The following is an 18904-nucleotide window of genomic DNA, read 5'->3' on the forward strand; positions in this document are numbered from 1 at the left end:
ACTCCTAAAATGTAATGCCATTTGTCACAAAACCCGTTTCCCAACGGTATTTCTTACTTTTTTAGCGAGTTCATCCGCGTGAAAATTCGTCTTTCCATTGTCAGCCTATTTTTTGCTTTCACCGGCACCTTTGCGCACGCCGCCGAATCCACCCTGGCGCCGCGCGATCCGTCCAAACTGCAGATCGCTTCCGGCAGCGCCATGCTGGTGGACCTGCAAACCAACAAGGTCATCTATGCCAGCAACCCCGACGTGGTAGTGCCTATCGCTTCGGTGAGCAAGCTGATGACGGGCCTGATCGTGCTTGAAGCCAAGCAGAACATGGACGAGTACATCGACATCAACATCACCGACACGCCGGAGATGAAAGGCGTGTTCTCCCGCGTGAAGATCGGCAGCCAGATGCCGCGCAAGGAGATGCTGCTGATCGCCCTGATGTCCTCGGAAAACCGCGCCGCCGCGAGCCTGGCGCACCACTATCCGGGCGGCTACGCGGCCTTTATTGCCGCGATGAACGCCAAGGCCAAGGCCCTGGGCATGACCAGCACCCATTATGTCGAGCCCACCGGCCTGTCGATCCACAACGTGTCCACCGCCCGCGACTTGAGCAAGCTGCTGGCCTACGCGCAAAAATTTCCGATGCTGAGCCAGTTGAGCACCACCAAGGAAAAGACCGTAGCGTTCCGCAAGCCCAACTACACCCTGGGTTTCTCCAATACCGACCACCTGATCAACCGCGCCAACTGGGATATCAAGCTGACCAAGACCGGTTTCACCAACCAGGCCGGTCATTGCCTGGTGCTGGTCACCCGCATGGGTAATCGTCCGGTGTCGCTGGTGATCCTGGATGCTTTCGGCAAATTCACCCACTTTGCCGATGCCAGCCGTATCCGTAGCTGGGTCGAGACCGGCAAGGGCGGCTCGGTGCCGGACGTCGCTCTGCGCTACAAGGCTGACAAGAACCTGAAGAACCGCGCGAATGCCGCCGAAGTCCGCCGCTAAGGAACACCGAGAACGCATTTAGGAGGGGCTCGCCCCTCCCATTTTATTTGTGTTCCGCCAACACCTTGAGCGCCTGCGCCGCCGCCCGCTCCTGCCCGGCCTGGGCCGTTGCGTTCGCCGAGTCCCGCCAGCGCTGCGCATCCACATTGGCCGGCAACTGGCTCGGGCGCTGAGTGAGGATTGCCCAGTGCCCGGCACTGCTCCACTTCGACTCAAAGTCGCTGAAGCTCATCAGCAGGCGTCGGTCCATGCCTGAACGCAACAGCACCGTGCTTTTCTGCTGGTTGAAACCCACCACGACCACGTAGCGCGCGTCAGACAACAGGCCGCCGCCAATCCGCGCCATCACCGGGTAACCCGCCGCCACCTGCGCCAGTACCGCGGTCAGCTTGGCATCCAGCGGGTACACCATCAGCCCGTACTCACGGGCCAGCACCTGCATGTTGCGCTCCAGGTCCGCTTCCCCGCCCGGCAAATGCAACGGTTTATCCAACAAGCCCGGTGTCATCACAATGCCTTGTTGCGACAGCATGCTGGCTAACGCTGTAGGACCACTCTGATAAGCCTCGCTGCGAAAGGTCGGCACACCATTGAGTTCGACACGTTCCGGCAGGCCCGGAAGTTTCGACGGCTGCCCGGAACAGGCCGCGAGCCCCAGGGCACAGGCCAGCAACAAGGATGTTTTAAGGTTCGACCGTAACCGCAATTTTTTACTCTCTTGATCAACTGCCGGTGAGGGCCCTGATCATAGGACGCTCTGCCACGCGGGTATAGCCCACAGGCTCAGTAAAGCGTCGCGGATAGAGCAAACGAGTTGGACGAACACGACCATTGGTCAATAGCAGGCAACCGCCGGGTAGCTAGACTGTCCATTGAGAAGACTGTGTGTGCCCCCTGCGGGGCGAAAGGAGGCCAAAATGAGCCTTGCAACAACGATTTTCCTGTTGATCTGCGGTTGGCTGGCGGTAGCCGGCGCCATGTTGTGGGGGGTGTTGCGCATTACTCGCCGGCACCATCACCCCCACGTCAAACCTACGGCACCCGCCAAGCCCCATAGAGCGGCGGTGCACCACGCCTAGCCAGGCATGCAATTGAAATCCTGAGTCGCTGCGACTTCCTTACCGTGCCCGTCCATCAGGGATGCGCGCACGGTGGTGCCCAGGCTCGACTCCACCAGGGTGTAATGCTCACCCGCCTTGAAATCCTTGTACTCGACCCGACCCTGGCAGTCCTGCTGGTTGTCGTCGCCTGCCTCTTCCTCGAACAACGTCACGTCCAGGCGGTGATCCCCGGGGGTCACCTCGAAAAAGCGCCCGTCGTCGACACGCTTGCCGTCCACACGTTCGGCCATCAGGTCGTTCGGCGCTTCTTCTTTCAAGCCGATCCAGGCTTCGCTGGGGTCCGCCTTGGGAATCGGGCCGGCACAGGCCGACAACAACAAAACAGCCCCCAGGGCGGGGATCAACAATAAAGGTTTGAGTGACATGGCAGGGCTCCAAAGAACATCAGTTAAAAGACAAGTCGTCCGATGGGATGCAAGCTTGGGCAGCCACGCCCTGTAGAACAAATGAATCCATATGAAACGATCTTCAGCCCTTACCTAAATGTTCCTTCACCTGGCTGAAAGGCGCGTGTTAGGTGGGTCGGGCAAGACTGCCGGGGTTTGCAATCCTGCTCCCTCGGAGGTTCACGCATGCTCGGGCTGGTAAAGACCGCACTGCAAAAGCCGTACACGTTTATCGTGTTGGCCATATTCATCTGCATCATCGGGCCGATGGCGGCCCTGCGAACCCCCACCGACGTGTTTCCCGATATTGGCATCCCTGTGGTCGCTGTGGTCTGGCAGTACAACGGCCTGTCACCGGACGCCATGGCCGGCCGGGTGATCTACACCTATGAACGCTCCCTGAGCACCACCGTCAACGACATCGAACATATCGAATCGCAATCGCTGCCCGGCATGGGCATCGTGAAGATTTTCTTCCAGCCCGACGTCGACATCCGCACCGCCAACGCCCAAGTGACCGCCGTATCACAAACCGTGCTCAAGCAGATGCCACCGGGCATCACGCCGCCGCTGATCCTCAACTACAGCGCCTCCACGGTGCCGATCCTGCAAATGGCGTTCTCCAGCCCCACGCTGTCGGAAGCCAAAATTCGCGACCTGGTGCAGAACAATATCCGCCTGCCCCTCAGCGCCCTGCCCGGCCTGGCTATGCCCACGCCGATGGGTGGCAAGCAGCGGCAGATCACCCTCGACCTCGACCCCCAGGCGTTGGCGGCCAAAGGCTTGTCGGCCCAGGATGTGGGCAATGCCCTGGCGCTGCAGAACCAGATCATCCCGGTGGGCACCGCCAAACTCGGCCCCAATGAATACACGATCCTGCTCAACAACAGCCCCAAGGCCATCGATGAGCTCAACGACCTGCCGATCAAGACCGTCGACGGCGCGCTGATCACCATCGGCCAGGTCGCCCACGTGCGCGACGGTTCGCCGCCGCAGACCAACATCGTGCGCGTCGACGGCCATCGAGCGGTGCTGATGCCGGCGTTGAAAAACGGCAGCATTTCCACCCTGTCGATCATCGACGGTATCCGCCAGATGCTGCCGCGCATCAACGAAACCCTGCCGCCGTCATTGAAGACCTCGTTGCTGGGCGACGCCTCGGTATTCGTCAAGCAATCGGTGGGCAGCGTGGCCCAAGAAGGCATCATCGCCGCGCTGCTGACCAGTGCGATGATCCTGCTGTTCCTCGGCAGCTGGCGCTCCACGATCATTATCGCGGCGTCAATTCCCCTGGCGGTGCTGTCGGCCATTGCGTTGCTGGCGGTCAGCGGGCAGAACCTCAACGTCATGACCCTTGGCGGGCTGGCGTTGGCGGTGGGGATCCTGGTGGACGACGCCACGGTGACCATCGAAAACATCAACTGGCACCTGGAACAAGGCAAGGCGGTGAAGACCGCGATCCTCGACGGCGCCGCGCAAATTGTCGGCCCGGCGTTCGTCTCGCTGCTGTGCATCTGCATCGTGTTCGTGCCGATGTTCCTGCTGCAAGGCATCGCCGGTTATCTGTTCCGGCCGATGGCGCTGGCGGTGATCTTCGCCATGGCCAGCTCATTCATTCTTTCGCGCACCCTGGTGCCGACGCTGGCGATGTTCCTGCTCAAGCCGCACACGCCGGAGCCAGGCGTGGGGCACCATCCCGAAGATGCATTCATCAACCACCATGAGGGCGAGCAGCACCCGAAACCGCGCAATGCCGGACTGCAAGCGGTGCTGAATTTCCAGCAGGGTTTCGAGCGTCACTTCTCGAATATCCGCGACACCTACCACGGCCTGCTGACCTCGGCCCTGGGCAATCGCAAGGGTTTTATCGTCGGTTTCCTGGCCTGCGTGCTCGCCTCATTCCTGCTGTTGCCCAGCCTGGGCCAGGACTTTTTCCCGGCGACGGATGCCGGTGCGCTGGCCCTGCATGTGCGCCTGCCGCTGGGCACGCGCATCGAAGAAAGCGCCGCCGCCTTCGACCGCATCGAATCGCGGATCCGTGAAGTGATCCCCGCCGAAGAGCTGGACACCATCGTCGATAACATTGGCATTCCGCTCAGCGGCATCGACATGGCCTACAGCAGCAGCGGCACCATCGGCCCGCAGGATGGCGACATCCAGGTCAGCCTGAAAAAGGACCATGCGCCCACCGCCGACTACGTGAAAAAACTGCGTGAAGCGCTGCCGCAAAGTTTCCCTGGCAGCCACTTTGCGTTCCTGCCGGCGGACATCAGCAGCCAGATCCTCAACTTCGGTGCGCCGGCGCCGCTGGACGTGAAAATCTCCGGGCGCAGCGATGCAGAAAACCGCGCCTATGCCGTCGAGTTGGAACGTCGCCTGCAACACGTGCCTGGTATCGCCGACCTGCGCATCCAGCAGTCCACCGGCTACCCGTCGCTGCAGGTGAGTGTCGACCGCATGCGCGCCAACGGCCTGGGCATCACCGAGCGGGACGTGACCAACAGCATGGTGGCGTCGCTGGCCGGCAGTTCGCAGACCGCGCCGACCTTCTGGCTCAACCCGGCCAACGGCGTGTCCTATTCCATTGTCGCCGCCACCCCGCAATACCGCCTCGACAGCCTGCCGTCACTGGAAGCGCTGCCCGTCACCGGCGCCGATGGGCAGTCGCAGATCCTCGGCGGCGTGGCAACCATCTCCCGCGTGCAAAGCCCGGCGGTGGTGACCCACTACAACATCGAACCGACCCTGGACCTGTACGCCAACGTGCAGGGCCGCGACCTCGGCGGCGTAGCCCGCGACGTGCAAAAGGTGCTGGATGACACCGCGCATCTGCGTCCCAAAGGCGCGACGATCAGCCTGCACGGACAGATCGATGCGCTACATGAAGCCTTCAGCGGCTTGAGCCTTGGCCTGCTGGGTGCGGTGGTGCTGATCTACCTGCTGATCGTGGTCAACTTCCAGTCGTGGGCCGACCCATTCGTCATCATCACCGCGTTGCCGGCGGCGCTCGCAGGCATCGTGTGGATGCTGTTCCTCAGCGGCACCTCCTTGTCGGTGCCGGCACTCACCGGCGCCATCCTGTGCATGGGCGTCGCCACGGCCAACTCGATCCTGGTGGTGAGCTTCTGCCGTGAGCGCCTGGCCGAACATGGTGATGCGTTGAAAGCCGCCATGGAGGCCGGTTACACGCGCTTCCGCCCAGTGTGCATGACCGCCCTGGCGATGATCATCGGCATGTTGCCCCTGGCGATTTCCGAGGAGCAGAACGCCCCGCTCGGGCGCGCCGTCATCGGCGGTTTGATCTTCGCCACCCTCGCCACATTGTTGTTTGTTCCCGTGGTCTTCAGCCTGGTCCACGGTCGTCACCCTACTCGCGCAGTTGCAGGAGAAACCCCACATGTCGTCTGATCACAAACCCTCGCGCAAGCGTCTGATGCTCATGGGTGTCGGCGGCCTGACCCTGGCCGCCCTGTTGGTCGCCAACGGCCTGCATGCCCGTACGCTGCACGAACAATCGGTCACGGCCTGGACCGAGACCGCCGCCATCCCGCACGTGATGGTGTTCCAGCCCAGGCAGAATGTGGCCGGCGATACCTTGCGCCTGCCGGCGCACCTGGAAGCCTGGAGCAAGGCGCCGATCCACGCCAGGGTCAGCGGTTACCTGAAGGATTGGAAAGTCGATATCGGCAGCCACGTCAACGCCGGGCAAGTCCTCGCGGAAATCGACAGCCCCGACCTTGATCAACAGTTGGCGCAGACCCATGCACGCCTGGTGCAGGAACAGGCCAACGCACGCCTGGCCGAAACCACCGCCACGCGCTGGCAAAACCTGCTGGCCAGCCATTCGGTATCGCGCCAGGAGGCGGATGAAAAAACCTCCAATGCCGCTGCCGCCAAGGCCAACGCCGAGGCCGCCGCTGCCGACTACGCCCGGCTGTCGGCGCTGGAAAGCTACAAGACCCTTCGCGCCCCGTTCGCCGGCACCATCACCGCGCGCAACACCGATATCGGCCAGCTGATCAAGGCCGACACCGACAGCGATCCGGAACTGTTCAACATTGCCGACACCCATCAATTGCGCCTCTATGTACCGGTGCCGCAGAACTACGCAGCGGTCATCCATCCCGGCCTTGAAGCCGAGCTGACCGTGCCCGAGCACCCCGGCAAGCATTTCAAGGCGCGCCTGATCGGTGACTCCACCGCCATCGACCGCCGCTCCGGCACCCTGCTCGCCCAGTTCGTCGCCGACAACCCCGACGGCGAACTGCTGCCCGGTGATTATGCCGAAGCCACCTTGCCGATTCCGGCCGATACCCATGGTGTGAGTATCCCGGCCAGCGCGCTGATCTTCCGCGCCCAGGGCACCCAGGTGGCGGTGTTGGACGGGCAGAACCATGTGCACCTGCAGGCCATCCATATCGGCCTCGACCTGGGCGAACGCCTGGTGATCGACCAGGGCTTGAAACCCACCGACCGCATCGTCGACAACCCGCCCGATGCCCTGCGCGAAGGTGATCCCGTGCAACTCGCCGATACCTCCGGAGGTGCGCATGCGCATAAGGCTTAAACCGCTCGCCGCATTGACGCTGCTGGTCTTGCAGGGTTGCTCGATGGCGCCGACCTACAAGGTGCCGGCGATCGACCTGCCGGCCAACTACCGCGAACAGACCAGCGATGGGCCCTGGCACAGCGCCCAGCCCTCCGACCAACTGGCGCCCGAATGGTGGAAGCTCTACAACGATTCGCGCCTGAATGACCTGCAACAGCAGCTGCTCAAGGCCAACCCGGACCTGGCGGCGGCGCTGGCGCACTTCGACGCTTCCCAGGCGTATGCCAGCCAACTGCACGCAGGCCTGTTCCCGCAGATCAGCGCCAGCGCGCAACCGCTGCGCCAGCGGCAATCGGATTCGCGACCGTTGCGGGGGGATACGCAACCGTCGGTGTACAACAGCAACATCGCGGGCTTTTCGTTGAGCTATGACCTGGACCTGTGGGGCAAAATCCGCAACCAGGTCGCGGCCGGCGATGCCCAGGCGCAAGCGTCCGGGGATGACCTGGCGGTGGCACGCCTGAGTTTGCAGCGTCAGTTGGCGACCTTGTACGTGCAGCTCAATGGGCTGGATGCACAGAGCCGGATTCTCACTCGCTCGCTGGATGATTTCAGCCAGGCATTGCAATTGACCCGCAGCCGCTACGAGGGCCAGATAGCCTCGGAGCTGGACCTGACCCGTGCGCAAAATCAACTGGCGCAGGCCAGGGCGCAATTGGATGAAGTGCGTGGGCAACGCAACCTCACCGAGCACGCCATCGGCGAGTTGGTGGGTGTGGCAGCCAGCGACTTTACCTTGCCGCCCGGCCAGCAACTGATCGCCCTGCCGGGAATTCCGTCGCAGTTGCCAAGCCACCTGTTGCAACGTCGCCCGGATATTGCAGCGGCAGAGCGACGGGTGTTTGCGGCCAACGCAAATATCGGCGTGGCCAAGGCGGCGTGGTATCCGGACTTCAGCTTGACCGGGTTGATTGGCGGGCAGACACAGGGCGTCGGCAATCTGCTGTCGGCGGGTAATCGGTATTGGGCACTGGGCCCGTTGGTGAACCTGCCGATTTTCGACGGTGGCCGCTTGAGCGCCAATGAACGCCAGGCCAAGGCCGAGTTTGAAGAGGCGTCGGCGCAGTACCGTAGCCAGGTGCTGAAGGCCGTGCGCGAGGTGGAAGATAACTTGGCGCAACTACGGGATTTGCAGCAGGAAGCGCAGGATGAACAGGCGGCGGCGGATGCGGCGCAGCATACACAATCATTGGCGATGAACAGCTATCAGGCGGGGGCGGTGAGTTACCTGGATGTGGTGACCGCGCAGACCGCGGCGTTGCAGGCGCAGCGGACATTGCAGGCGGTGCAGACGCGGCAGTTGCAGGCCAGTGTAGGACTCGTGACCGCACTCGGCGGCGGCTGGCAACCTGGCGCCTGACATCGCCCCAAGGCACAGTTCAGGCTAAATGCAGGAGAGAGCTTGCCCCCGATGGCGGTGGCTCAGTCAACCACCACTGACTGAGCCACCGCACATTTCAGCCCTCTGGCCGACTATTAAGAAAAACACTCACCACTGTGTAATCACTACCATTGGCATGCCGATACAGGGTACTGCTGTGATAGTCGGATACATCCCCCGACACCGAAACCGTAATCGAACGGCTCTCGACATCAACTTTTACCGCCCCGTCACGCGTAACTAGAAACGGATTGGCATCTTTCAATACAGCCAATATTTCACTATCGGTTCCCAAGGTGCGGTAAACGTAATATCGGTAACTGAACGGCACAGTGGCCCCTCCGCGATCATCCTTGACGCCATAGATCGAAGCGTCATCACTGATCGGCACGCGGAGTACAACCTCCGTCAATTGCGGACGGCCCGGCGAGAGCAGCCAATCACCAGCGATATACACCAAGCAAAGCGCCAGCAAGATCGTTGTGACCGTTGAATAAAGCGACTTTCTAGTAGTTCCTGAACCTGGCATAGCTGATTCCTTTCTTGATCCAATATTGGTCGACTGGATCGTCACCGAAAGGCGCATCCCCCCACCAACGACCAAACTCGGGTTTATCCGTACCCGCTCTGGTTTGAGCAAGTCCCGCTGCGCGTAAAAGCACTTCCTCGCTGAAACCCGCCGCAATCCCCACCGCACCATAGTGAAAATTTCCAAACGCTTCATATTCTTTGGAAATTTGCTTGTAGTCCCACGGGCCGCGATTGCGGACCTGAGTATAAAACCAAGAGTACATAAACGCTGAACCGGCTTTCAGTACATTCTTTTTATGAAAAGCGGTGGCCATATTTTCGTCAACAGATACACCAGGCGGGGGTATAGGGTTCGCCATTGCATGCTTCCTCTGCATTAGGTTTTTGCGCGGCAGAACCTAACACCAGATAGCCAAGATGATGAGCGAGGAGAAGAACAAAAGAGACTTCGTACAAAGGAGTAAGACATGCCTTACACCACAGCCTCAAAACAAGGTACTTCCACGTCCAATGAGGTTTCGGCAGCGTCAGTTCCGGCCTCATCGGGAGCAAGCCCCCTCCCACACTGGTCCCACGTCAGACACACAATGTATGAACACCGCTGAGCCAATGTGGGAGGGGGCTTGCCCCCGATCGCGACCGTCCAGACACATCCTGCCAAAAGCCCGCCCATCAACCTCTTGCTCTCCAATCTAGCCTCTCTAAGCACATCTAGAGAGGGCCAGGGAATGGCAGATTTACCCGCTTCACACCGCCTGCGCATCGGTCGATTCAGCGACCCCAACCGCATCTACCTCATCACCACCAACACCCACGAACGCATACCGATATTCGACAATTTCCAACTCGCTCGCCTGGTGGTCTGGCAATTTCGGTTAGCCCAGTACCAAGGGCTGGCCAACTCCCTGGCATGGGTCATCATGCCGGACCATTTCCATTGGCTGCTTGAACTGAAAAAAGGCTCGCTGGCGGACTTGATGTGCCAGGTGAAGTCAAAAAGCACCAGGACCGTCAATGCTGTGAGTGGTCGCAAAGGACGGCTTTGGCAAGAAAGCTTTCATGACCGGGCACTGCGCAAGGAAGATGACTTGGTGAAAATGGCCCGGTATGTGGTGGCTAATCCATTGCGAGCGGGTCTGGTCGAGCGGATTGGCGACTACCCACTGTGGGATGCCATCTGGGTTTAACGTCAAACACAGTTCAAATGTGGGAGGGGGCTTGCTCCCGATTGCGGTAGGTCAGTCAACTTATCTGTAACTGATACACCGCTATCGGGAGCAAGCCCCCTCCTACATTTTTTACCCGCATTTCAAGCCGCGAGTTTGCCGCTGGCGATGGCGGCTGAAGCGGCCACCATGGCCCGCAACAACACCGCACACCCCGCCGCCAGGTCATCCGGGGCGGCGTTCTCGATTTCGTTGTGGCTGATGCCCCCTTCACACGGCACAAAGATCATCCCCGCCGGCCCCAACTCGGCGACGAAAATCGCGTCGTGCCCTGCCCCGCTGACGATGTCCATGTTCGACAAGCCCAGCCCATTGGCCGCATCGCGCACGGCGTCCACACAGCCTTTGTCGAAGTACAGCGGCGGGAAGTCAGCCGTGGGTTCCATTTCAAAACTCAGCCCATGCTTGGCGCAGGTCTCGTCAATCACCTGGCGCACCTGGGCAATCATCGAATCCAACCGCGCTGGTTCCAAGTGACGGAAGTCCAGGGTCATGCGCACTTCGCCCGGAATGACGTTGCGTGAACCGGGATACGCCTGCAGGCAACCGACGGTCCCGCACGCATGGGGCTGATGCCCCAACGCCGCGGCATTGACCGCCGCAACCACCGCCGCTGCGCCTACCAGGGCGTCCTTGCGCAGGTGCATCGGCGTCGGCCCCGCATGGGCCTCGACACCGCGCAGTTTCAGGTCGAACCACTTCTGCCCGAGGGCGCCGAGCACCACGCCGATGGTCTTTTTCTCATCCTCCAGAATCGGCCCTTGTTCGATATGTGCCTCGAAATACGCGCCGACCTTGTGCCCACTCTCAGGACGGGTTCCCGCGTAGCCAATCGCATTCAGCGCATCACCCACGCTGACCCCATCCGCATCGACCTTGGCCAAGGTATCCGCCAGGGTGAATTTCTTGGCAAATACCCCCGAGCCCATCATGCACGGCGGGAAGCGCGAGCCTTCCTCGTTGGTCCACACCACCACTTCCAAGGGCGCCTCGGTTTCGATCTTGAGGTCGTTCAGCGTACGCAGCACCTCCACCCCCGCCAGCACACCGAAACAGCCATCGAACTTGCCGCCCGTAGGCTGGGTGTCGATATGGCTGCCGGTCATCACCGGCGGAAGGTTGGGATGACGACCGGGACGACGCGCGAAGATATTGCCGATGCCGTCGACGGTCACGGTGCAACCGGCGTCTTCGCACCATTGCACAAACAGGTCGCGGGCCTTGCGGTCGAGGTCGGTGAGGGCCAGGCGGCACACGCCGCCCTTGGGGGTGGCACCGAGTTTGGCCAGGTCCATCAACGACTGCCACAAGCGGTCGCGATTGATGTGCTGGTGGGGCGATTGCAGAACGTCAAGGGCAGCGTTCATGGGGATCTCCTCAGGCTTGTATTTCTTATGAATTGACAACCACCGGGCTGGCTCCACGCCTGGCATTCAGGCCGTAATACAACAACCCGCCCAACGCCGAACCGGTAAACCAGCCGTAGCTGTAGAACCAGCTGAACGCATCACTGCCCAGGGACAGCAAGGTCAGCACCACCGGCACACCGAAGGCGATAAAACCGCTCCAGTTCCACGCCGGGTACACGTCGTCGCGGTACAGGCCGGCCAGGTCCAGTTGTTGTTTGCGGGTGATGAAGTAGTCCACCACCATGATCCCGGCAATCGGCCCCAACAGGCTCGAATAGCCCAGCAACCAGTTGGAATACACGGTTTCCAGGCTCACATCCGAGACGATCAAGCCGAGTTTTTTCAGCAGTTCATGGCCCATCAACGCCAAGCCCACCAACCCGGTGAGGATCACCGCCGTGGTGCGGTTGATCAGCTTGGGCGCGATGTTCTGGAAGTCGTTGGTGGGCGAGACGATGTTCGCGGCGGTGTTGGTGGACAAGGTGGCGACGATGATCAGCGCCATGGCCACGGCCACCCACACAGGGCTCTGGATATGCCCGATCAGCGTCACCGGGTCGGACACGCTGACGCCCACCAGTTTCACCGACGCGGCGGTCATGATCACGCCGAGGGCGGCGAACAGGAACATGGTCAGTGGCAGGCCGAAGATCTGCCCGAGGATCTGGTCCTTCTGGCTTTTGGCGTAGCGGCTGAAGTCGGGAATATTCAGCGACAAGGTGGCCCAGAAGCCCACCATCGCGGTCAGGCCGGCCATGAAGTAACCGGTAAGGCTCGCGCCCTCCGGACGCTTGGGCGGGATCGCCATCAGTTCGCTGAGAGACACATTCGGCATCGCCCACACCAGCAGGCCAATGCCCACCGCCACCAGCAACGGCGCCGACAGGGTTTCCAGGCGCTTGATCGACTCGGCGCCGCGCAGCACCACCCATAAATTCAGGCACCAGAACATCATGAAGCCGATCACTTCACCAGTGCCGCCGAGGGACTTCCACCCCTCGAAAATCGAGCCCAGGAACAGGTGAATCGCCAGCCCGCCAAACATCGTCTGGATACCAAACCAGCCGCACGCCACCAGCGCGCGGATCAGGCACGGCACGTTAGAGCCGAGGATGCCGAAGGACGAACGCAGCAACACCGGAAACGGAATGCCGTACTTGGTGCCGGGGAAGGCGTTGAGGGTCAGCGGGATCAGCACCACGATATTGGCGAGCAAAATCGCCATCAACGCCTCGCCCACCGACAACCCGAAATACGCGGTGAGCACACCGCCCAGGGTGTACGTGGGCACGCAGATCGACATGCCGACCCACAGCGCGGTGATGTGCCACTTGTTCCAGGTGCGTTCGTGCACCTTGGTCGGTGCCATGTCATGGTTGTAGCGAGGGCTGTCGAGGACGTCGGGACCGGCGTCGAGTTCGTACAGGCCGTTGCGCTCAATGACTTGCGATCTGTTCTGTTGCATGGCCGCTCCACGGTTTTTTCGAATTATTGTTGCTCACTCCGCGCTGAACGCAGGGTGGCCGGAGTACCTCGTAAACAACATGACATCACGGGCCCGGCCAGCCGCCACTGCACTCAATAACCGTGCCGACAACCGCTCTTGAACCCGCACCGCTTATATAACTCGCTGATGTTAATCAGCTTTCCGATTGTGCCTGCGGTACTTGCCGCGATACTCAGGCTAAATAACGCGCCAATTATCCGAACGGTCAGGACTCAATCTGGTGCACCACAATTATTTTTATTGACCGACCCCGTCAAGAGGCATGTCTCAAGCGTCTGATTTGCAATAAGAAATGTTGCTCATATTGGGAACCTGTCAAGTGCGTCAAAATGGTGAGAGACCGCTACATTTTGGTGATTTTGTATTTTTATTCTTATAAATCAATAGATTAAATACGATATAAGCTTATAAAAAATCTTCTTGCTCAATCTAAAAACTCGGTCTAGTTTCTATTCCTGTCACCGATGACAGGAATTAACCGACCATCGGCGCGTAGCCATACAACACTTAGAACTGGCACAAGCCGGTCAAGCCTGTGAGGAACTCGACATGTCGCTGTTGATCCGTGGCGCCACCGTTATTACCCATGATGAAAGTTACCGCACCGATGTTTTATGCGCAGGCGGTCTGATTCGCGCCATTGGCACGGACCTGGATATTCCCGCCGGCACTGAACAACTCGACGGCAGCGGACAATATTTGATGCCCGGCGGCATCGATCCCCATACCCATATGCAACTGCCCTTCATGGGCACCGTGGCCAGTGAAGATTTCTTCAGCGGCACGGCGGCGGGTTTGGCGGGGGGCACTACGTCGATTATCGACTTCGTGATTCCCAACCCGCAGCAATCGCTGATGGAAGCGTTCCATCAGTGGCGGGGCTGGGCGGAAAAATCCGCGTCCGACTATGGCTTTCACGTAGCAATCACCTGGTGGAGCGAGCAGGTGCGCGAGGAAATGGCCGAGCTGGTCAGCCACCACGGCATCAACAGCTTCAAGCATTTCATGGCCTACAAGAACGCGATCATGGCGGCCGACGATACCCTGGTGGCCAGCTTCGAACGCTGCCTGGAACTCGGCGCCGTGCCCACCGTGCATGCGGAAAACGGCGAACTGGTGTACCACCTGCAACGCAAGCTGATGGCCCAGGGCATCACCGGGCCGGAAGCGCACCCGCTGTCGCGCCCGTCCCAGGTGGAAGGCGAAGCGGCCAGCCGCGCGATCCGTATCGCCGAGACCATCGGCACGCCGCTGTACCTGGTGCACGTGTCCACCCGGGAAGCGCTGGATGAAATCACCTACGCCCGGGGCAAGGGCCAGGCGGTCTACGGCGAAGTGCTCGCCGGCCACCTGCTGCTGGACGACAGCGTCTACCAGCACCCCGACTGGCAAACCGCCGCCGGCTACGTGATGAGCCCGCCGTTCCGCCCGCGCGGGCATCAGGAAGCGCTGTGGCATGGCCTGCAATCGGGCAACCTGCACACCACCGCCACCGACCACTGCTGCTTCTGCGCCGAGCAAAAAGCCGCCGGGCGTGACGACTTCAGCAAGATCCCCAACGGCACCGCCGGTATCGAAGACCGCATGGCGCTGCTGTGGCACGAAGGGGTCAATACCGGGCGCCTGTCGATGCAGGAGTTCGTCGCGCTGACCTCCACCAACACCGCGAAGATCTTCAACCTCTACCCACGCAAAGGCGCGATCCGCGTGGGTGCGGATGCCGACCTGGTGCTGTGGGACCCCGAGGGTACGCGGACCATCTCCGCCAAGACCCATCACCAGCAAGTCGACTTCAACATCTTCGAAGGCAAGACCGTGCGCGGCGTGCCGAGCCACACCATCAGCCAGGGCAAGCTGGTCTGGGCCGATGGCGACCTGCGCGCCGAGCGCGGGGCCGGGCGCTATGTGGAACGGCCGGCGTATCCGTCGGTGTTCGAACAGTTGAGCAAGCGGGCGGAGCATTCCAGGCCGGTTGCTGTGAAGCGCTGAGACCGCTATCGGGGGCAAGCCCCCTCCCACACTTGACCGCATTCATTCAGATACAACTCGGTCGAATGTGGGAGGGGGCTTGCCCCCGATGAGGCCCGAACAGGCAACAAAAATGCCCACTTAGAGGCAATCCAAAAAAACCGTGAGGCCCACACCGTGATCCAGACCCTGACCCACCTCCCCCATCCCCATGAAGACGGGGCCACCCTCGCCAGCCATTTCACCGACCTGGCGCCGCCGCTCAACGCGCGCCAGGCCCAACTGGAAGCCTCGCGCTGCCTGTATTGCTACGACGCCCCTTGCGTGAACGCATGCCCCAGCGAAATCGACATCCCGTCGTTCATCCGCAATATCCACACCGACAACGTCCAGGGCGCAGCGCAGAAAATCCTCTCGGCCAACATCCTTGGCGGCAGCTGCGCGCGGGTCTGCCCGACAGAGATCCTCTGCCAGCAAGCCTGCGTGCGTAACAACGCCGAAGAATGCGCGCCGGTGCTGATAGGCCTGTTGCAACGCTACGCCATCGATAACGCCCACTTCAGCGAACACCCGTTCCAGCGTGCCGCCCCCACCGGCAAACGCATCGCCGTGGTCGGCGCAGGTCCCGCAGGGCTGGCCTGTGCCCATCGCGCCGCGCTGCACGGGCATGACGTGGTGATCTTCGAAGCGCGGGAAAAAGCCGGCGGCCTGAATGAATACGGGATCGCCAAATACAAGCTGGTCGACGACTTCGCCCAGAAGGAACTGGATTTTCTCCTGCAGATCGGCGGCATCGAAATCCGCCATGGCCAGCGCCTGGGCGACAACCTGACCCTGAGCGAACTGCACCAGCAATTCGACTCGGTGTTCCTCGGCCTGGGCCTGGCGGCCAGCAAGCAACTCGGTTTACCCCATGAGGACGCCCCCGGCCTGCTCGCCGCCACCGACTATATCCGCGAACTGCGCCAGGCCGACGACCTGAGCCAACTGCCCCTGGCCGACCGCTGCATCGTGCTCGGCGCCGGCAATACCGCCATCGACATGGCCGTGCAAATGGCCCGGCTCGGTGCCCGTGATGTGAACCTCGTCTACCGCCGGGGCCTGGCCGATATGGGCGCCACCCAGCATGAGCAGGACATCGCCAAGGCCAATCAGGTGCGCCTGCTGACCTGGGCCCAACCCGAAGCAGTCCTGCTCGACGACCAGGGCCACGTACGCGGCATGCGCTTCGCCCGCACCCGCCTGGAAAACGGCCGCCTGCAATCCACCGGAGAAACCTTCGAACTGGCCGCTGATGCCATCTTCAAGGCCATCGGCCAGGGCTTCGACAACGACGCTTTGCACGATCCCCTGGCGCAACAGCTGCACCGCGTCGGCGAGCGTATCTTCGTCGACGAACAGCTGCGCACCAGCATCCCTGGGGTCTACGCCGGCGGTGACTGCGTCAGCCTCGGCCAGGACCTCACCGTGCAGGCGGTGCAACACGGCAAGCTGGCCGCCGAAGCCATGCACGCCCAACTCATGCTGAATGTGGAGGCTGCGTAATGGCCGATCTCTCGATTGTGTTCGCCGGTATCAAGGCCCCCAACCCATTCTGGCTGGCCTCCGCGCCGCCCACCGACAAGGCCTACAACGTGGTGCGTGCGTTTGAAGCGGGCTGGGGCGGCGTGGTGTGGAAGACCCTGGGTGAAGACCCGGCGGCGGTCAATGTGTCATCGCGCTACTCGGCGCACTACGGCGCCAACCGTGAAGTGCTGGGCATCAACAATATCGAACTGATCACCGACCGTTCCCTGGAGATCAACCTGCGGGAAATCACCCAAGTCAAAAAGGACTGGCCCGACCGCGCGCTGATCGTGTCGCTGATGGTGCCCTGCGTGGAGGAATCCTGGAAAAACATCCTGCCCCTGGTGGAAGCCACCGGCTGCGACGGTATCGAGCTGAACTTCGGCTGCCCCCACGGCATGCCCGAACGCGGCATGGGTGCGGCGGTGGGCCAGGTGCCGGAGTACGTGGAACAGGTGACGCGCTGGTGCAAGACCTATTGCTCGCTGCCGGTGATCGTCAAGCTCACGCCGAATATCACCGACATCCGCGTGGCGGCACGGGCAGCGTATCGCGGCGGTGCGGACGCGGTGTCGCTGATCAACACCATCAACTCCATCACCAGCGTGGACCTGGAACGCATGGTCGCCCTGCCGATGGTCGGCACCCAGAGCACCCACGGCGGTTACTGCGGCTCGGCGGTCAAGCCGATTGCCCTGAACATGGTTGCCGAAATCGCCCGTGACCCGCAGACCCAAGGCCTACCGATCTGCGGGATCGGCGGCATCGGCAACTGGCGCGACGCCGCGGAATTCGTCGCCCTCGGTTGCGGCGCGGTGCAGGTGTGCACGGCGGCGATGCTGCATGGTTTTCGCATCGTGGAAGAGATGAAGGATGGGCTGTCGCGATGGATGGACAGCCAGGGCTACACCAGCCTGCAAGAATTTTCCGGGCGTGCGGTGGGCAACACCACGGACTGGAAGTACCTGGACATCAATTACCAGGTGATCGCCAGGATCGACCAGGCGGCGTGCATTGGCTGTGGGCGTTGCCATATTGCCTGTGAGGACACCTCACACCAGGCCATCGCCAGCCTGAAACAGGCGGACGGCACGCATAAATACGAAGTGATCGATGACGAGTGCGTGGGCTGCAACCTGTGCCAGATCACCTGCCCGGTGGCGGATTGCATCGAGATGGTGCCCATCGACACGGGCAAGCCGTTTTTGAATTGGACGCAGGATCCGAGGAATCCTTACCGGGAAGCGGTGTAGGCCTGTAGGCCGCTATCGGGGGCTTGCCCCCGATGAGCATGGGTATCTACACAACTTCCAGTGAATACGGAATCTATGGCAATTAGGCTTCTGTGGTGAGCGGGCTTGCCCCGCGCTGGGCTGCGTAGCAGCCCCAATAAGAACGCTGCAGTGTGCCAGACAGTTCCGGGGCTGTGTTTTGGGGCTGCTGCGCAGCCCAGCGCGGGCGGTGCGACGATTCGACAAGCCCGCTCACCACAGAGTTATGTGTCAGCCTTTAAGAGTTGTGTAGATACCTATGCCCCGATGAGGCCCTCAGCCCCACCACAACACTCAAGGCTCCAACCCAATCCCGCGCAAAATCACACTGGTCACCGTCTGGATCGCCTTCTCGAACTGCATATCCGACAACGGCTGGTGATCATTCAAAATCTTCACCTGGTGATCAAAGTCGGCATAGTGCTGGGTCGACGCCCAGATCATGTACAGCAGGCTCGACGGCTCCACCGGCAGGATGCGTTTGTCTTCCACCCACTGGCGAATTTTCGCTTCCTTCATCTTGGCCCAGTCGTACAGGCTTTCATCCAGGGCCTCACCGAGTGTCGGCGCGCCGTGGATGATCTCGTTGGCCCAGACCTTGGAGCCATAGGGCCGCGTGCGCGAGCGCTGCATCTTGGCGCGGATATAGCTGCTTAGCACCACCCGGGGGTCATCGAAGGTTTCGAAGCTGAGGGCGTCCTGCTTCCACACTTCCAGCAGGTCGAACAGCACCGCGCTGTACAGCTCGCTCTTGGTGGTGAAGTAGTAATGCAGGTTGGAGCGCGGCAGTTGTACTTCTTCGGCGATATCGGCCATGGCAGTGCTGCCGTAGCCCTTTTCGGCGAAGATTTTCTCCGCCGCCAGCAGGATTTTCTCGACGTTGACCCGGCGAATTCCGCTCTTGTGATTGCCCATAAGTTCCGGAGC

Annotated in this window: 16 protein-coding genes; 9 read left to right on the forward strand and 7 right to left on the reverse strand. The window is 61.2% G+C overall.

Annotated features, from left to right (window positions below):
• The first annotated feature begins 78 nt into the window (after nucleotides 1-78).
• A complete protein-coding gene (gene pbpG, locus V3W40_RS08080; protein WP_115488534.1) occupies nucleotides 79-1002 on the forward strand; it encodes a D-alanyl-D-alanine endopeptidase in 924 nt (307 codons plus the stop codon).
• A gap of 43 nt (nucleotides 1003-1045) precedes the next feature.
• Here the strand turns inward: pbpG and V3W40_RS08085 are convergent, their stop codons facing one another.
• On the reverse strand, nucleotides 1046-1708 hold the full coding sequence (locus V3W40_RS08085; RefSeq protein ID WP_065948396.1) for a peptidase C39 family protein: 663 nt from the start codon (nucleotides 1706-1708) through the stop codon (nucleotides 1046-1048).
• 211 nt (nucleotides 1709-1919) lie between these two features.
• Here V3W40_RS08085 and V3W40_RS08090 point away from each other — a divergent pair, with 211 nt between their 5' ends.
• Nucleotides 1920-2081, forward strand: a complete 162-nt coding sequence (locus tag V3W40_RS08090; protein ID WP_330214803.1) for a hypothetical protein — start codon at nucleotides 1920-1922, stop codon at nucleotides 2079-2081.
• On the opposite strand, the gene V3W40_RS08095 is transcribed toward V3W40_RS08090, so the two are convergent.
• Nucleotides 2078-2488, reverse strand: coding sequence for a PA0061/PA0062 family lipoprotein (locus tag V3W40_RS08095; protein WP_065927021.1), 411 nt, complete (start codon nucleotides 2486-2488; stop codon nucleotides 2078-2080). The genes V3W40_RS08090 and V3W40_RS08095 overlap by 4 nt on opposite strands.
• A 207-nt stretch (nucleotides 2489-2695) precedes the next feature.
• Between V3W40_RS08095 and V3W40_RS08100 the strand changes: the two genes are divergently transcribed.
• The 3 genes from V3W40_RS08100 to V3W40_RS08110 are packed head-to-tail and all read left to right on the forward strand — an operon-like array spanning nucleotide 2696 to nucleotide 8478.
• Nucleotides 2696-5917 (forward strand): efflux RND transporter permease subunit, encoded by a 3222-nt coding sequence (locus tag V3W40_RS08100; RefSeq protein ID WP_330214804.1) that lies wholly within the window; start codon nucleotides 2696-2698, stop codon nucleotides 5915-5917.
• Nucleotides 5907-7076 carry an efflux RND transporter periplasmic adaptor subunit gene (locus V3W40_RS08105; RefSeq protein WP_330214805.1) on the forward strand — a complete coding sequence of 390 codons (1170 nt, stop codon included), beginning with the start codon at nucleotides 5907-5909 and terminating at the stop codon, nucleotides 7074-7076. The genes V3W40_RS08100 and V3W40_RS08105 overlap by 11 nt, the downstream gene beginning before the upstream one ends.
• Complete coding sequence (locus V3W40_RS08110) at nucleotides 7060-8478, forward strand: efflux transporter outer membrane subunit (protein WP_074843751.1); 1419 nt, start codon at nucleotides 7060-7062, stop codon at nucleotides 8476-8478. The genes V3W40_RS08105 and V3W40_RS08110 overlap by 17 nt, the downstream gene beginning before the upstream one ends.
• A gap of 97 nt (nucleotides 8479-8575) precedes the next feature.
• On the opposite strand, the gene V3W40_RS08115 is transcribed toward V3W40_RS08110, so the two are convergent.
• Both V3W40_RS08115 and V3W40_RS08120 read right to left on the reverse strand, forming a co-directional pair.
• On the reverse strand, nucleotides 8576-9028 hold the full coding sequence (locus V3W40_RS08115; RefSeq protein WP_074847219.1) for a hypothetical protein: 453 nt from the start codon (nucleotides 9026-9028) through the stop codon (nucleotides 8576-8578).
• Nucleotides 9006-9389: a polymorphic toxin type 44 domain-containing protein gene (locus tag V3W40_RS08120; protein WP_065927017.1), complete on the reverse strand. Its 384-nt coding sequence runs from the start codon at nucleotides 9387-9389 to the stop codon at nucleotides 9006-9008. Before V3W40_RS08120 ends, V3W40_RS08115 begins: the two co-directional genes overlap by 23 nt.
• A gap of 369 nt (nucleotides 9390-9758) precedes the next feature.
• Between V3W40_RS08120 and V3W40_RS08125 the strand changes: the two genes are divergently transcribed.
• Complete coding sequence (locus V3W40_RS08125) at nucleotides 9759-10217, forward strand: REP-associated tyrosine transposase (protein WP_053138490.1); 459 nt, start codon at nucleotides 9759-9761, stop codon at nucleotides 10215-10217.
• Between the two features lie 122 nt (nucleotides 10218-10339).
• Here the strand turns inward: V3W40_RS08125 and V3W40_RS08130 are convergent, their stop codons facing one another.
• Together V3W40_RS08130 and V3W40_RS08135 are read right to left on the reverse strand one after the other, a co-directional pair.
• Entirely contained in the window at nucleotides 10340-11623 is a 1284-nt protein-coding gene (locus V3W40_RS08130; protein WP_330214806.1) for a Zn-dependent hydrolase, read from the reverse strand.
• Nucleotides 11624-11648: 25 nt separating this feature from the next.
• Nucleotides 11649-13130, reverse strand: coding sequence for an NCS1 family nucleobase:cation symporter-1 (locus V3W40_RS08135; RefSeq protein WP_065948399.1), 1482 nt, complete (start codon nucleotides 13128-13130; stop codon nucleotides 11649-11651).
• 591 nt (nucleotides 13131-13721) lie between these two features.
• Here V3W40_RS08135 and hydA point away from each other — a divergent pair.
• From hydA to preA, 3 genes are all read left to right on the forward strand, one after another.
• Nucleotides 13722-15161 carry a dihydropyrimidinase gene (hydA, locus tag V3W40_RS08140; protein ID WP_330214807.1) on the forward strand — a complete coding sequence of 480 codons (1440 nt, stop codon included), beginning with the start codon at nucleotides 13722-13724 and terminating at the stop codon, nucleotides 15159-15161.
• Between the two features lie 156 nt (nucleotides 15162-15317).
• Complete coding sequence (locus tag V3W40_RS08145) at nucleotides 15318-16685, forward strand: NAD(P)-dependent oxidoreductase (RefSeq protein ID WP_330214808.1); 1368 nt, start codon at nucleotides 15318-15320, stop codon at nucleotides 16683-16685.
• Nucleotides 16685-17959 carry an NAD-dependent dihydropyrimidine dehydrogenase subunit PreA gene (gene preA / locus V3W40_RS08150; protein WP_065927011.1) on the forward strand — a complete coding sequence of 425 codons (1275 nt, stop codon included), beginning with the start codon at nucleotides 16685-16687 and terminating at the stop codon, nucleotides 17957-17959. Before V3W40_RS08145 ends, preA begins: the two co-directional genes overlap by 1 nt.
• A 312-nt stretch (nucleotides 17960-18271) precedes the next feature.
• Here the strand turns inward: preA and V3W40_RS08155 are convergent, their stop codons facing one another.
• Nucleotides 18272-18892, reverse strand: a complete 621-nt coding sequence (locus V3W40_RS08155) for a TetR/AcrR family transcriptional regulator (protein ID WP_027606227.1) — start codon at nucleotides 18890-18892, stop codon at nucleotides 18272-18274.
• Between the last annotated feature and the right edge of the window lie 12 nt (nucleotides 18893-18904).

This window comes from Pseudomonas sp. AM8 (genome assembly GCF_036346475.1).
Lineage (GTDB): Bacteria > Pseudomonadota > Gammaproteobacteria > Pseudomonadales > Pseudomonadaceae > Aquipseudomonas > Aquipseudomonas marginalis.

Bases quoted from the DNA above. Each gene is read 5' to 3' on its own strand.
- V3W40_RS08090 (WP_330214803.1), top strand. From the start codon at position 1,920: ATGAGCCTTGCAACAACGATTTTCCTGTTGATCTGCGGTTGGCTGGCG.
- V3W40_RS08155 (WP_027606227.1), bottom strand. From the start codon at position 18,892: ATGGGCAATCACAAGAGCGGAATTCGCCGGGTCAACGTCGAGAAAATC.
- V3W40_RS08125 (WP_053138490.1), top strand. From the start codon at position 9,759: ATGGCAGATTTACCCGCTTCACACCGCCTGCGCATCGGTCGATTCAGC.
- V3W40_RS08110 (WP_074843751.1), top strand. From the start codon at position 7,060: ATGCGCATAAGGCTTAAACCGCTCGCCGCATTGACGCTGCTGGTCTTG.
- V3W40_RS08095 (WP_065927021.1), bottom strand. From the start codon at position 2,488: ATGTCACTCAAACCTTTATTGTTGATCCCCGCCCTGGGGGCTGTTTTG.
- V3W40_RS08100 (WP_330214804.1), top strand. From the start codon at position 2,696: ATGCTCGGGCTGGTAAAGACCGCACTGCAAAAGCCGTACACGTTTATC.
- V3W40_RS08105 (WP_330214805.1), top strand. From the start codon at position 5,907: ATGTCGTCTGATCACAAACCCTCGCGCAAGCGTCTGATGCTCATGGGT.
- V3W40_RS08135 (WP_065948399.1), bottom strand. From the start codon at position 13,130: ATGCAACAGAACAGATCGCAAGTCATTGAGCGCAACGGCCTGTACGAA.
- V3W40_RS08115 (WP_074847219.1), bottom strand. From the start codon at position 9,028: ATGCCAGGTTCAGGAACTACTAGAAAGTCGCTTTATTCAACGGTCACA.
- hydA (WP_330214807.1), top strand. From the start codon at position 13,722: ATGTCGCTGTTGATCCGTGGCGCCACCGTTATTACCCATGATGAAAGT.
- preA (WP_065927011.1), top strand. From the start codon at position 16,685: ATGGCCGATCTCTCGATTGTGTTCGCCGGTATCAAGGCCCCCAACCCA.
- V3W40_RS08120 (WP_065927017.1), bottom strand. From the start codon at position 9,389: ATGGCGAACCCTATACCCCCGCCTGGTGTATCTGTTGACGAAAATATG.
- V3W40_RS08130 (WP_330214806.1), bottom strand. From the start codon at position 11,623: ATGAACGCTGCCCTTGACGTTCTGCAATCGCCCCACCAGCACATCAAT.